Here is a 13214-nt window from a genome sequence, read left to right on the forward strand (position 1 = left end):
ATAAATTCCCATAATTTACAACCCTTGAATTGAAGAAAATTGTTTTTTATTTATAAAATTTAGGGCTTGTATTCAATTATAGCGACAAAATAATAGATTATTTGATAGCAAATAAATGATATTATCGATTATCAATTTGTATTTTCAAGGGCGGAAAGGATAGGATAAACTCCTTTTAAGAAGACATAAAGTAGACAATATTTCCATAAAATTATAAATTCCATCCTGTAAGCCTCTTGCCCTTGACGTTACGTCAAGGGTTATACTCTGTTCAAGAGGGGGGATGAACAGATGAATAATAGTTCTTCTTATGCGATTGGCGCATTCGCGAAACTGACAAAAGTTACTGAACGAACGCTCCGTTATTACGATCGACAGGGACTGCTTAAGCCGTCCAGCCGAAACGCGCATGGGCATCGCTTTTATACGGATCAGGATTTAATTCAACTGCAAAAGATTTTAACGTTAAAATATTTGGATTTCTCTTTAGAGGACATTTCTGCTTATTTGCAGCGGCCGGAGGAGGACTTGCAGCACTCATTAGCTTCCCAATATGAGATGCTTAAGAAAAAGCAGGCGCATTTGGAGCGTGTAATAGACACCATTGGACGGATGCAGAAAATTTTGGAGGGAGCGGGCAAGGTCGACAGCGATTCCTTGCTCGTGTTTATTCAACATATTCAGCATGAACAGCAGCAGAAGGAATGGCTATCAACGCAAATGCCGCCTTCTTTAGTAGATGCGATATTTATGGAAGGAATAGACTCGGAAATCAGATCGGCATTTGAAAGTAAAATAACGGTGTTCGCCATGGAGCTAAAGGAACTTTATAAGCAAGGAAAACAGCCTCTGGATGAAGAGGTGCTTGCTTGCGGTCTGAGTCTTGTTGCGCTCTTAGAGGAGCTGCTGTCACCTGTCTTAGAGAGGTTTAGTGAAGAGGAGCTTGCGCAATTAGAGGTGCTGAACGATCCAGCTCATTCCTTTGATCCTGTTTTATTCCCAAATTTGTTTACGAAGGATGAAGAAGCCTTCTTAGCCGTTACTTTCGATCATCTTGAGGCATTGAAAATGTTGAAAGCAGGGATAACCGATGAAAAATAGTGTTGAAGCAGATATGCCGAAGGCAACCATTGGCGTTTCACAATTTTTCAAGCTGATCGCAAAGCATAGACCCGCTAAGTTATTAATTATCGTTGCCGTTGTATTGGGACTCGGAGAGACGCTGCTCTCGCTGCTCATCCCTTTATTGACGAAAAATTTAGTCGAGGAGTTATCGCAATCGACCATCCAAACGATGACGTTTGTTGTGCTTGGAGCCGTGTTTCTCATTCAGACCATTATGTCTGGTTTCTCGGTCTATACGATGTCCTATGTAGGTCAGTATGTTATTGCAGGCTTGCGACGTGAAGTATGGAACCGAGTGATAAAGCTGCCAGTACCGTTTTTTGATCGCAACAATTCCGGCGAGACGATGAGCCGTGTTACGAATGATACAAATGTGATCAAAGATTTTATCATCGGGCATGTCATATCGTTTTTTGGAGGAATTGTATCTATTATTGGCGGCGTGATTCTCCTGCTGCTGATTGATTGGAAGCTCACGCTGCTTATGCTGATTGCCGTTCCGGTAGCACTTCTTGTTCTATGGCCGCTAGGCACCAAAATGTTCACAGTATCCAAATCCATGCAAGATGAAACTGCATTATTTCAAGGCGATCTTGGCCGTGTGCTCTCCGACATTCGGCTTGTGAAGGCATCGCTTGCTGAGCCGGTAGAAAATCGTCAAGGCGACAAGCGAATCTCGCATTTGTTTACATTTGGCTTGCAGGAAGCCCGAATCATGTCAATCGTAACCCCTTTAATGATGACGGTGATGCTGCTCATACTTGTTATATTAATCGGTTATGGCGGTGTAAGGGTCGCACAGGGCACTTTAACGGGCGGAGAGCTGGTTGCTGTCATTTTGTATATGTTCCAAATTGTTATGCCGTTTACGCAGATGGCTTCGTTCTTCACGCAATTCCAGAAAGCAATGGGTGCTTCAGAACGTATTTTGGAGCTGCTAAATGAGAAGGAGGAACAGTCCAGCCATGAGATTGCGGCAGCTGTCCTTCACGAGAAAGATCATCATTCCTATATTAAATTTGAACAGGTAAGCTTCGGATATTCGGAGGATCGGCCGCTGCTTCATTCGCTCTCGTTTCAAGTGAAGCAGGGACAAGTAACGGCGTTTGTAGGCCCGAGCGGCACAGGCAAGACAACGCTGTTCTCGCTGCTGGAGAGGTTCTATAATCCAACCGAGGGCGTCATAACATATGGCGGGGAACCGATCGCGTCCATGGCGCTGGATGATTGGCGAAAGCGGATTGCTTATGTTTCACAGGATAGCCCGATGATGCAAGGCTCGATTCGACACAATCTGACTTATGGGCTGGAGGATGTGAGCGAGGCGAAAATCAGGGAAGCTGTCGGTCAAGCGAATTTGACAACTTTTATCGATTCGCTTCCTGAAGGTTATGAGACGGAGGTTGGAGAAAGAGGCGTTAAGCTTTCGGGAGGCCAGCGTCAACGGCTGGCGATTGCCCGGGCTATTTTGCGAAATCCTGATGTACTGCTGCTGGATGAAGCGACGGCTCACCTCGACAGCGATTCGGAAATGCAAGTACAAGAAGCGCTTCAGGGCCTTATGACGGCAAGAACGACATTAGTCATTGCCCATCGACTTTCAACGATTCGTGGAGCCGACCAAATCATTGTGTTTGAGAAAGGTGGAATTTCGGGTCAGGGCACCCATGCGGAGCTGCTGGAGAACCATGAATTATATGCTAAGCTCGTACAGCAGCAGTTTAGTGTTGAGTAGTTAGGTTAGTCGCGACAATAAAGCATGCTGCAACGTTAATGTGATTCCAACGGGTATCCAAGTCATTTTTGTCCAGATAAGCTATACTCAATACAACAGGTTATTGTATACCATTCCTAGGAATTGAGGTGGCTTAAGGATGGCTAATGTAGCAGAAGTAACCAAACGACCTATAGCATTGATTACGGGAGCATCCAGTGGATTTGGGCTTTTGACGTCGATTCGCTTAGCGCAAGAGGGCTACTTTGTAATTGCAACAATGAGGGACATCGGGAAAAAGGAAGAAGTGCTTGCAAAAGCAAAAGAGAACGGCGTACTAGATCATATTGCAATAATGAGGCTTGATATTACCGATTCTGACAACATCGTGGAAGTCATTGAGCAGGTAATGGAGCGCTGGGGCAAAATCGACGTGCTCGTAAATAATGCGGGTTATGCCGTAATGGGCGTCGTTGAGGAAATACCGATGGTGGATTGGCGTGCTCAATTTGAAACGAATTTCTTTGGTACCGTTGCTGTTACGAAAGCGGTTCTGCCACATATGCGAGTTCGCAGCCAAGGCAAAATTATTAATGTCAGCAGCGGAGCAGGCATTCTTGGTTTTTCCAACACGGGTGCGTATTCGGCCTCGAAATTTGCATTAGAGGGCTTTAGTGAAGCGCTGCGGCTAGAGCTGCTGCCATTTTCTATCCCGGTCGTACTCGTAGAACCCGGTACTTACGATACTGGCATTGCAGCAAAGCATGTGTTTCGTGCGGAACAAAACTCCCCTTACAGCAAAATGATTGAGCGCTTTAATCAATTCAATAAAAAGTCGGAGAAAAATGCGCCTAATCCGATTCAGGTTGCGAACACGATCGTGAACATTTGCCAATCCCGCCGTCCGAAGCTTCGTTATGTGTGCGGAAATGATGCGAAGATGATTTTTGTTATGAAAAAGCTGTTCCCTTGGCGACTCATCGAATTTGTACTTCGCAAAGCACTGCACTAAATTCAAATAGCTGAGAGCGTTGTTTTCTGCGCTGCTCGGCTTTATTTTTATGTAGCCAAGACAGATAAGACCCTGAGACCATTGACGCATCGAAAAAGTCCATGGTACTCTAACTTCACATGGAAACTATTGGAGGGATCATCTTGATTGAAATTCGCTTATCGGTAGGTTATGACGAGTATGAAGAAGGCGTAAGGATGTCTGAACTGATTGAAAAATTGGCATCTAGCGCAGATGGCGAGAAGCTGTCTATACTAACGATTGGCGATTGGGGTCAGGCGTATGAGAATTCTCCGGACAGCTTCTTGGAATCATTGATCAGCCACAAAGATTCTTTTCCTAATTTAACGAAATTATTTATTGGAGATATGGGTTTTGAGGAATGTGAGGTTTCCTGGATTAATCAGACGAACCTTTCACCGCTGCTTGCGGCATTCCCGAATTTGCAGTCATTGTCGATCAAGGGCAGCCAAGAGTTAAGCTTGCAGCCTCTTGTACACGAGAAGCTGCAAGAGCTCGTTATTATTTGCGGAGGGCTTCCGAAGTCTGTGCTAGAGGAAATAACGAGTGCAAAGCTGCCTGAGCTGAAGAAGCTTGAGCTTTATCTGGGCGTAGATGATTACGGTTTTGACGGCGGAATAGAGGATGTCATGCCGCTGCTGCAAGGTGATCTATTTCCAAAGCTTACATACTTAGGCTTGAAGGATAGTGAAATTCAGGACGAAATCGCAATTGCGATCGCGGATGCGCCGATTTTGGACCAGTTGGAAATACTTGATCTTTCTTACGGCACGTTATCCGATGAAGGAGGCAAGGCACTGCTTGCAAGCGAGCGTGTGAAGAAGCTGAAGCACCTTAACCTGAGCTACCACTATATGTCGGATGAGCTGCTGCTTCGCTGGAAGCAAGCAGGCCTGTCAGTAGATGTGACGGACCAGCAGGAAACGGATGAAGATGATTGGCGTTATCCGTTCCTTACTGAATAATGGATCATTTTATAAACGACGGCGTTGCCGAAGCTCCTTATTTGCTCATCGGAAATCCGTCTAACAAACGAACATTCGGCTTGCAGGCAGCAAGAAAGAAGCAGGGGCTCGCTCCTGCTGTTGTGCTCTCCTATGAGCAGCTGCTCAAGCGAACAGTGTTTATTCAAGATATTTTGCGAGATTATGCAGAAGCCGATAAGGTCATTATTCGGCTAGATGCGCCAGGTGAGGATCAAGCTGTTGAACGACAGTTGATCGCATGGGGTGCGGCTGACCGAAGCGGCGATGACTTATTCTGGTCAGCGGGCTCTCTGCCGCACAATATTTCGATATCCGCGGAGGAAGCGCAGCAGCTGCCGCTGGAGCATGGACGAATCTATTACCCAGCACAGTGGTACCGCGGGTACTGCCGATTTCTTGCTGCGATGCATACAGAGGTTAAAGCATCAGGCGTTTCCGCAAGCTGGGTAAACTCGCCGGGAAGCGTAGCTAATATGTTTGACAAAAGAAGCTGTTGGCAGCTGCTCACACGTCATGGACTCATCATGCCGGCTCTTCCTGCTCCTACAGGAAGCATAAAAAATTACGATGAACTGCAAGCGGCGATTGCTGCAAGCGGCATGAGGCGTCTGTTTATTAAGCTTGCCTGCGGATCGGGCGCTTCTGGTGTTATTGCCTATCAGATCAATCCTCGTACAGGCGATGAACTGGCTATCACGACCATCGGCATAGAAGAACGGGCCCGCGGCATTTGCTATTTCAACGAAGGCAAGCTGCGGCGTTACCGGGAACGCTCAGACATTCGGCGAATGGTCGATTGGGTATGCCGGGAAGGCGCACATATTGAACGATGGATTGAGAAGGAAAGCTTCGAGAGCAAGTCGTTTGATGTACGGCAGCTTGTTGTGGATGGTAAGGCTTGTCATACGGTACTCCGTTTAAGCAGCACTCCAATTACGAATCTTCATTTGCGCAACGAACGGAGGATGGATGCCGATCAACTGCTATCTACAGAAGTAATGGCAGCGGTGCAGCGAACAGCTGAATCCGCGCTCCGAGCTTTTCCCGGCTGCTCTGCGGCAGGCGTTGATGTGCTCGTTCAAAGAGGAAGCGGCATGACCTATCCGATAGACATCAATCCTTTTGGTGATTTGCTGTACGGCGCCGAGTATGAGGGAATGAACACCTATGAATGGCAAATGCAGCAGCTGCTTAGAGGGGAATAGATACGAATGTTAGATATGAACCAAATTGTAGGTTCTCACGATATACTCATGATTACGCTTGATACGCTGCGTTATGACGCTGCGAAGCTTGAGGAAAAGAATTGCCCGAACCTTTGCGGAAGTGGAGGCTGGGAGAAGAGGCATTCGCCGGGCAGCTTTACTTATGCTGCCCATCATGCTTTTTTTGGCGGTTTTTTGCCTACTCCTGCAAATACGGACAAAGCTTCTCATATTAGATTGTTTCATACAAAAAATACGGGGCTTAAGACGCACCCTCATACATGGTTATTTGACGCTCCGGATCTTGTATCCGGCTTGCAGGAGGCGGGCTACCGAACAATCTGCATCGGAGGCGTCATTTTTTTTACGAAAAAGAATAAGCTAGCCAAGGTTCTGCCTAGTTATTTTCAAGAAAGCTATTGGCGGATGACATTCGGTGTAACGAATCCGCGTTCGACGGAGCATCAAGTGAATCACGTGCTTAAGCTGCTGGAGAGATCGGATCCCGCCGAGAAGCTGTTTCTGTTCATGAATATATCAGCCATGCATGGACCTAATCATTATTTTGTAGATGGCGCCAAACGGGATTCCGTGGAAACACAGCGTGCCGCGCTTCGTTATGTTGATAGTCAGCTTGCCCCATTGTTTGAAGCTATGCGGCGCAGAGGGAAAACATTATGTCTTGCGTTTTCCGATCATGGAACAGCCTACGGCGAGGACGGCTATGAAGGGCATCGGCTCGCCCACGAGGTTGTCTGGAATGTGCCGTATCGCGAATTTATTTTGGAATAAGGAGGAGAAGCAGCTTGCAAAAATCATCTTCGCTACCATCTTTTCCGGAGCTTAAGGAGCAGGAGCAGCGCTGGATGGCGGCTCCTTACCGTTCCTATTTGTATTCCTATCCCCATAAGACAGCTTACCGTGATTTGCATCCCGCGCAGTCACTTAAGGAGATGTGGGAGCGGGATCAAACCGATTATTATTTTTTGTATATGCATATTCCTTTTTGCGGTGCCCGCTGCGGCTTTTGCAATTTGTTCACGCTGCCTGATCGTCGTTTAGACGTACATGAGCAGTATATAGATGCCATGCAGCGGCAGGCGGAGCAGTGGGCGCCTTGGTTTAAAGGCAAAACATTTTCGCGATTTGCGATTGGCGGCGGGACGCCAACCTTGCTTGCGGCTCCCCAGTTGAACCGTCTATTCGATATAGCAGAGAATACAATGGGCCTTGATCCGATGAAGGCATCGGTATCGGTCGAGACGTCGCCGGAAACGGTAACGGCTGACCGCATGCGCGTTCTTAAGGATCGCTATGTTGATCGAATCAGCATGGGTGTTCAAAGCTTCGTTGAAGAGGAAGCAGCAGCTATCTATCGTCCGCAGAAGCCGCGGCTTGCGGAAGAGGCGCTGGAAACGTTGATGTCCTATTCGTTTCCGCTCGTGAATGTCGATCTTATTTACGGGTTGCCTAAGCAAACCGTGGATACATGGCTCTATTCACTGGAGAAGGCGATCAGCTATGCGCCTGGCGAGATATTTATATACCCGCTTTATACGCGTGAGAACACCATTATAAAGCCGGAGCAGATGCGCAGCGCAGGAGAGGATATTCGACTGGAGCTTTACCATATTGCGCGGCAGCGTCTGGAAGCGGCAGGCTATAAGCAGTTTTCGATGAGGCGTTTCGCTCGAGATACATCGTTTGATCATAAAACCGTGCTGCCCTTCAGCTGTCAGGAGGAAGGCATGGCAGGGCTTGGCTGCGGAGCGCGCTCTTACACCCGCGATGTACATTATGCATCGCGTTATGGCGTGAGCGCAGCGGCAACGCGCAGCATTATTGAACAATATGTTGCTGCAGAGCGTTATGATAAGGCCGATTACGGCTTTATTCTGAATGAAGCGGAGCAGAAGCGCAGGTTTATATTGAAAGCTTTACTGCACCGCGAAGGGCTAATCTTACACACGTACGAGGAGCGATTCAAGAGTAATGCGCTATCCGATCATCCTGATTTGCAGACACTGATCCATTTGGAGCTGGCGGAGCTTCAGGAGGATACTCTTCGCCTGACGACTCAAGGCATGGCTTATTCGGATGCGATTGGCGACGAGTTTATTTCGGGCGAAGTAAGAGAGCTTATGAAAGGATACGTCATCCGATGAAGGCTGTGCTCTATTACCGCGGCGCGTTGTCATCATGCAATTATGACTGTCCTTATTGCCCATTCAGCAAAACAAAGGACAGCAAAGCGACGCTTGCGAAGGATAAGCAGCAGCTTCATGCCTTTATGGACTGGGTTCGGGAGCAAGGCAGCTCCGGACATCAGCTCTCGATTTTTTTCAATCCTTATGGCGAAGCGCTCGTACATCGGTGGTATCGTGAGGCGATGATCGAGCTGTCCCATATGCCGCATATCGAGAAGGTAGCTGTCCAGACCAATTTATCCGTCAAGCTTGATTGGACGAACGACATCGACCGGAGCAAGGCAGCCTTTTGGGTTACCTATCATCCTGGACAAACGAGCCATGCTTCTTTCCTAAGCCAGTGCATGAGGCTGTATGAGCAGGGAATTCCTTTTAGTGTCGGGTCTGTTGGGATACGCTCGGCTTTCGGCGCGATTAAGCAGCTGCGGCAGCTGCTGCCAGAGGATGTATACCTGTGGGTCAACGCCTTCAAGGATCAGAAAAATTATTATTCAGAGAATGAGATTGTTTATTTAACCGAAATTGACCCGCATTTCCAGCTGAACGTACCCGATTACGATAGTTTAGGCAAACCATGCGGCGCTGGCTCACATGTGTTTTATGTGCAGGGGGCTGGCATTGTCAAACGCTGCTATAGCGATCGCAAGGTTATCGGCCATCTCTATCGTGACGGACTTGAGGGTCTAGCATCTGAGCGTCCTTGCACGATGAAGAAATGCGGGTGCTACATTGGCTATATTCATATGCCCGAACTGAAGCTGGGCGAGGTTTACGGTGATCGTCTGCTAGAACGCATACCGTCAGGTTATGCGCGATAGCTTGCTTCAAAATTATCGAAATAGGGTAAAGTAAATCATGGCTTGAATCATGAGAGGAGTGTGCACCATATGACACCACTAAAAAAGGTAGCATTTCTGCTAGCGGACGACTTCGAAGATTCCGAAATGAAAAATCCCTATGATGAAATGGCGAAGAACGGACATGATGCCGTTATTATTAGCTTGAAGAGCAATGACGAGTTAAAAGGAAAACAGGGGACCATTGCGTACACTTCGCATTTGGCCATTGAGGAAGCTAATGCAGATGACTACGATGCGATCATTATCCCAGGCGGAAAATCGCCGTCTCATCTTATGGGCAATGCGGATGTGCAGGCGTTTGTTCAAAAGGCAGATCAAGCAGGCACAACCATTGCGGCAATATGCCACGGTCCGCAAATTTTGGAGGCAGCTGGCCTGCTGAAGGGACGCACTTTAACGGCCTATCCTGCTTTATCCGCAGAAATTGAAGCAGCCGGCGGGACTTTTGTCGATAAAGAAGTTGTCGTTGATCGCAACTTTGTTACTTCGCGTACGCCAGAGGACGAGCCTGCTTTCATTCGGGAGACACTTGTAAAGCTTGGCGTAAACGCTTGGTAGTTTGAAATTGCTTTCGTTTTTATAGCGAAAGCGCAAGCAGGTTGGACTGTCTCACTAGATCCAAGCGGATCTGGGACAGTCCTTTTTTGTATCACATTGCATATTTTGCTGGAGCGAACTTGGTCATCGCATTGCAAGTAGGGTATACTTTTTAGTATATATACGTTTAGTAAGGAAGGAGAGCATGCTTGAATGCCAGACATGAAGCAGGGTGAACATACAGATCAAGCAAACCGCCCCCTTATTCAACGGCCTTCTACAGTGAGCAGGACAAGCCTTATTGATAACGGCATGACCGTTTTGCAGCAATGGGGAGCCGATCATATTTGCAAGGTTTGTATAGCTAACAGCGGATCATGCTGCCGCGATTGCCGCCATTTGCTCGATGGTGTAGGCTGCCAATTGCGAAATACAAGCTGTACTGCATGGTTATGCGGTTTTCATAAATATTTATTGTTTGAGGTTGGGCAGTTAGAAGAATGGAACCTGTTTTGGGATGATGTACCCGGTCAGGAGTTTCGTGAGGACTTTACACCCGAGCAGGTCATAATTGATAAATCATTAACGATTCAACAGCAAACAATGGAGCATCTTGGCGAAGCGCTTGCTGCAGATTTACAGGAGATGGAACGCTCGCACATTGCGATCGGCATTATCCTTACGCTTCGGGAGAAGCTGGATAAAAATATTGATCAGTTTATGCTCGAAGACAAGGATCATAAGCGGAAGCTGAGGATCAAACGGAAAATAAAAGTTCTTTCAAGCGATTTCCAGCGCTTTCACCATTTATTGAATAAATACAAGCTAGAGCAAGCTGAGCTCCATAACATGTAGAAAAAGGAGCCGATTATTCCGGCTCCTTTTCTGCTTTTTATTTCAAAAATTCGAGCAGCTCCTCATTGAATCTAGTTGGTTCGTCGAACAGCATGCCATGGCCGCTTTGCTCGAACGTAACGAGCGTGGAGCCGTCAATGCCGTTAATCAGCTGCTTGGCGAATTCTGGCGGACATATTTGATCCAGATTGCCTTGGAAAATCGTCGTCGCAGCTTTGATTTGCAGCATATCCTTCCGCAAGTCCTCATCGCGCAGCGACTCGAACGTATGGATTGACCCCCATGCGGATGCCTCTAAGCCAAGCAGCTGCAGCCAATCTTTGAATGGCTGGCTGATGGCGTTTGGTTCTAGATCGGCTAGAAATTTCTCGCCGAAATCACGGAGCAGCTGCGGACGGTCTTGTTTGATTGCAGCGATTTGATCATTCGCTTCCTCTTTTGTCATGCCATGCGGGTAATTTTCACGCTGCGTGAATGAGGGAGCTGCTGCGCCTAGAAGCGCGAGCTTACGAATGCCGTAACCGCCATGGCGCGCCATATAGCGGACGGCAATTGCTCCTCCTACTGAGAAACCAACGAGATAGGCTTGATCCAGTTTCAAATAATCAATAACAGCCTTTACGTCATCTGCAAGCCGATCGTAGCTATAGCCAGCTGCGGGAGCACTGGATTTGCCGAAGCCGCGTTGATCAATCCCAATACAGCGATAACCTTGCTCGGATAGCAGAGTGAACTGAGCTTCAAACATTTTGTGGTTCAGCGGCCAGCCATGCAAGAAGATAACGGGGCTGCCGGAGCCTATATCCTCAACATAAAGTTTAACTTTTTTCTCAACCTCAATATAATGTCCCATCATATCTCTCCTCTCGCGTCTATACTTTTACTTACCCGTATTAGCATCTTTTGAAAAATAAATCTTTTTCATACGTAAGAAGAGTTAGAATAGCGGTATATGACTTGGAGGCTAAAGCATGTTTTCTTGGTTGCGAATGACGGCTATTATAATCGTTACTGCTTTTTTAACTAGGTTCATTCCGTTCTCGGCTTTTTTTCAAAATGTGAATACATTAGTCCACGAGCTTGCCCATGCGCTTGCAGCTTTGCTGCTTAAGGGAAGCGTCTTGCATATTTATTTGTACGCTGACCAAAGCGGAGTGACGTATACCTCGTACACGGACAGCTGGATGCTAATCCCGATTGCGCTTGCCGGCTATACGGGCTCAGCTTTGTTCTCGCTGTTGCTTTTCTTTCTATATGCAAAAGGAAAAGCTCGTTTTGGACTCGCGATCGTTGCGATAGCAGCGGGAGTGGCGCTCGCGCTTTTTGTTCGAAATGATTATGGCATGGCTTGGAGCGCGGGTTTCCTAGCATTGACGGCTCTTATTTATTTTGCTGCTCCTCGCTGGCTCAGAGACTTTTATTATTTGCTAATCGCTTTTATTTGTTTAGTGGAATCCATTATTAGTCCATTTGTGCTGCTCTATCTTGCGATTACGGAGCCCGCATCAGCTGGGGATGCGGCTGGTTTAAGCGACGTAACCGGTGTACCTGCCTTTGTGTGGTCCGCTTTGTTCTGCTTCTTCTCGCTCTGGTGTGCCAAAACAGCGACCAGCAGCTTGTTTAGGAGAGGCGCTGGTGGGATACTAATAAGTAAATAAACACTGGAGAGGCTGTGAGCAAATGTCCAAAAGCTACAAACTGCCCGAGAAGAAAAAGGTGGATCTGAAGGACATCGATCCGAAGGATACGGGGCGCTTTTCAAATAAAGAAGAAGTCGTTCAGGCAGTGAAGGAGCTTGAGCTTGAGCTGCAGCAGCTGCAAGAAAAACTTGCCGCGAGCAAAGAGCATGCCGTGCTGTTTGTGTTTCAAGGCATGGATTGCAGCGGCAAGGATGGTGTAATTAAAAAAGTATTTGCCGGACTTCATCCGCAGGGCATTTCTGCTCATAGCTTTAAGACGCCAACAGAGGAGGAAGCGCAGCATGATTTCTTATGGAGAGCACATGTTGCCGTGCCTGCCCTTGGCCAGATAGCTGTATTTAACCGTTCGTACTATGAGGAAGTTTTGATCACGAGAATCCATGGTACGGTAAAGAGCGAGGAAGCGAAGGAGCGGTTTAAGCATATCAATCATTTTGAAGCTCTTTTAGCCGATAGCAGGGTGAAAGTGGTCAAAATCTTTTTGCACATCTCGAAGCAGTTCCAACTGGAGAAACTAATAAGCCGAATTGAAGATCCGAAAAAAAATTGGAAGTTCGACCCGTCCGACTTAAAGGAACGCAAGTCTTGGAAGCAGTACAGCGAGATTTACGAGGAGCTGTTTGAAAAATGCAGCAAAGCGGCGCCATGGTATGTCGTCCCCTCCGATAATCGCTGGTATCGCAATTATGCGGTGCTTCGAATCGCGGTGGATGCGCTGCGGAGCCTTGATTTGAAAGATCCGGCAGCAAGACCTGAGCTCCAGCCCTTTTTGGAGGAGCTTAAGAAAGAAGAAGCATAGCTTGCAGATGATTGATAAAGAATGGCAGTCCAACACATGGCTTCATGTGCGGGGCTGCCTTTTTTGTATTTATAAGATGTAGGCTGCCTTTTGATCCACAAGGAAGCTTTCCTATTTATCTTGTTATTGAGAGCGAGAAACATGTCGAAATATGTTTAGAAGATGTCCAGAGCCAACTACTATAATGGTATTT

The 13214-nt window shown here is 47.2% G+C and carries 13 protein-coding genes; 12 read left to right on the forward strand and 1 reads right to left on the reverse strand.

Going from position 1 to position 13214, the window contains the following annotated elements:
- Positions 1–291 precede the first annotated feature (291 nt).
- The 10 genes from AC0VYE_RS06505 to AC0VYE_RS06550 all read left to right on the forward strand — a co-directional run bounded on the left by AC0VYE_RS06505 (position 292) and on the right by AC0VYE_RS06550 (position 10522).
- Positions 292–1101, forward strand: coding sequence for a MerR family transcriptional regulator (locus AC0VYE_RS06505; protein WP_430057342.1), 810 nt, complete (start codon positions 292–294; stop codon positions 1099–1101).
- The gene (locus tag AC0VYE_RS06510; protein ID WP_475446838.1) at positions 1091–2860 is read left to right on the forward strand and encodes an ABC transporter ATP-binding protein; all 1770 of its coding nucleotides are present in this window, start codon (positions 1091–1093) and stop codon (positions 2858–2860) included. The genes AC0VYE_RS06505 and AC0VYE_RS06510 overlap by 11 nt, the downstream gene beginning before the upstream one ends.
- Before the next feature lie 139 nt (positions 2861–2999).
- A complete protein-coding gene (locus tag AC0VYE_RS06515; RefSeq protein ID WP_475446840.1) occupies positions 3000–3851 on the forward strand; it encodes an SDR family oxidoreductase in 852 nt (283 codons plus the stop codon).
- A gap of 146 nt (positions 3852–3997) precedes the next feature.
- A complete protein-coding gene (locus AC0VYE_RS06520) occupies positions 3998–4837 on the forward strand; it encodes an STM4015 family protein (RefSeq protein ID WP_179089872.1) in 840 nt (279 codons plus the stop codon).
- Positions 4837–6063 (forward strand): STM4014 family protein, encoded by a 1227-nt coding sequence (locus tag AC0VYE_RS06525; protein WP_475446842.1) that lies wholly within the window; start codon positions 4837–4839, stop codon positions 6061–6063. Before AC0VYE_RS06520 ends, AC0VYE_RS06525 begins: the two co-directional genes overlap by 1 nt.
- Positions 6064–6069: 6 nt before the next feature.
- Positions 6070–6855 (forward strand): STM4013/SEN3800 family hydrolase, encoded by a 786-nt coding sequence (locus AC0VYE_RS06530; RefSeq protein WP_475446844.1) that lies wholly within the window; start codon positions 6070–6072, stop codon positions 6853–6855.
- Positions 6856–6929: 74 nt separating this feature from the next.
- A complete protein-coding gene (locus tag AC0VYE_RS06535) occupies positions 6930–8228 on the forward strand; it encodes an STM4012 family radical SAM protein (protein ID WP_475449459.1) in 1299 nt (432 codons plus the stop codon).
- Positions 8225–9088, forward strand: coding sequence for an STM4011 family radical SAM protein (locus AC0VYE_RS06540; protein ID WP_076269776.1), 864 nt, complete (start codon positions 8225–8227; stop codon positions 9086–9088). The genes AC0VYE_RS06535 and AC0VYE_RS06540 overlap by 4 nt, the downstream gene beginning before the upstream one ends.
- A 69-nt stretch (positions 9089–9157) precedes the next feature.
- Entirely contained in the window at positions 9158–9688 is a 531-nt protein-coding gene (locus tag AC0VYE_RS06545; protein ID WP_441910814.1) for a type 1 glutamine amidotransferase domain-containing protein, read from the forward strand.
- Between the two features lie 192 nt (positions 9689–9880).
- On the forward strand, positions 9881–10522 hold the full coding sequence (locus AC0VYE_RS06550; protein ID WP_076269778.1) for a hypothetical protein: 642 nt from the start codon (positions 9881–9883) through the stop codon (positions 10520–10522).
- A 37-nt stretch (positions 10523–10559) separates the two neighbouring features.
- Here AC0VYE_RS06550 and AC0VYE_RS06555 read toward each other — a convergent pair whose 3' ends face one another.
- The gene (locus AC0VYE_RS06555; protein WP_475449461.1) at positions 10560–11375 is read right to left on the reverse strand and encodes an alpha/beta fold hydrolase; all 816 of its coding nucleotides are present in this window, start codon (positions 11373–11375) and stop codon (positions 10560–10562) included.
- A 118-nt stretch (positions 11376–11493) separates the two neighbouring features.
- Between AC0VYE_RS06555 and AC0VYE_RS06560 the strand changes: the two genes are divergently transcribed.
- Together AC0VYE_RS06560 and AC0VYE_RS06565 are read left to right on the forward strand one after the other, a co-directional pair.
- Positions 11494–12180 carry a M50 family metallopeptidase gene (locus AC0VYE_RS06560; RefSeq protein ID WP_475446847.1) on the forward strand — a complete coding sequence of 229 codons (687 nt, stop codon included), beginning with the start codon at positions 11494–11496 and terminating at the stop codon, positions 12178–12180.
- 22 nt (positions 12181–12202) lie between these two features.
- A complete protein-coding gene (locus AC0VYE_RS06565; protein ID WP_475446849.1) occupies positions 12203–13021 on the forward strand; it encodes a PPK2 family polyphosphate kinase in 819 nt (272 codons plus the stop codon).
- Positions 13022–13214 lie beyond the last annotated feature (193 nt).

This window comes from Pristimantibacillus sp. Z349TD_6 (assembly GCF_056173205.1).

What these genes read in the sequence shown, in the direction of transcription:
- AC0VYE_RS06560 (WP_475446847.1), top strand. Translation starts at nt 11,494, where the DNA reads ATGTTTTCTTGGTTGCGAATGACGGCTATTATAATCGTTACTGCTTTT.
- AC0VYE_RS06510 (WP_475446838.1), top strand. Translation starts at nt 1,091, where the DNA reads ATGAAAAATAGTGTTGAAGCAGATATGCCGAAGGCAACCATTGGCGTT.
- AC0VYE_RS06530 (WP_475446844.1), top strand. Translation starts at nt 6,070, where the DNA reads ATGTTAGATATGAACCAAATTGTAGGTTCTCACGATATACTCATGATT.
- AC0VYE_RS06550 (WP_076269778.1), top strand. Translation starts at nt 9,881, where the DNA reads ATGCCAGACATGAAGCAGGGTGAACATACAGATCAAGCAAACCGCCCC.
- AC0VYE_RS06565 (WP_475446849.1), top strand. Translation starts at nt 12,203, where the DNA reads ATGTCCAAAAGCTACAAACTGCCCGAGAAGAAAAAGGTGGATCTGAAG.
- AC0VYE_RS06545 (WP_441910814.1), top strand. Translation starts at nt 9,158, where the DNA reads ATGACACCACTAAAAAAGGTAGCATTTCTGCTAGCGGACGACTTCGAA.
- AC0VYE_RS06505 (WP_430057342.1), top strand. Translation starts at nt 292, where the DNA reads ATGAATAATAGTTCTTCTTATGCGATTGGCGCATTCGCGAAACTGACA.
- AC0VYE_RS06555 (WP_475449461.1), bottom strand. Translation starts at nt 11,375, where the DNA reads ATGGGACATTATATTGAGGTTGAGAAAAAAGTTAAACTTTATGTTGAG.
- AC0VYE_RS06535 (WP_475449459.1), top strand. Translation starts at nt 6,930, where the DNA reads ATGGCGGCTCCTTACCGTTCCTATTTGTATTCCTATCCCCATAAGACA.
- AC0VYE_RS06525 (WP_475446842.1), top strand. Translation starts at nt 4,837, where the DNA reads ATGGATCATTTTATAAACGACGGCGTTGCCGAAGCTCCTTATTTGCTC.
- AC0VYE_RS06540 (WP_076269776.1), top strand. Translation starts at nt 8,225, where the DNA reads ATGAAGGCTGTGCTCTATTACCGCGGCGCGTTGTCATCATGCAATTAT.
- AC0VYE_RS06515 (WP_475446840.1), top strand. Translation starts at nt 3,000, where the DNA reads ATGGCTAATGTAGCAGAAGTAACCAAACGACCTATAGCATTGATTACG.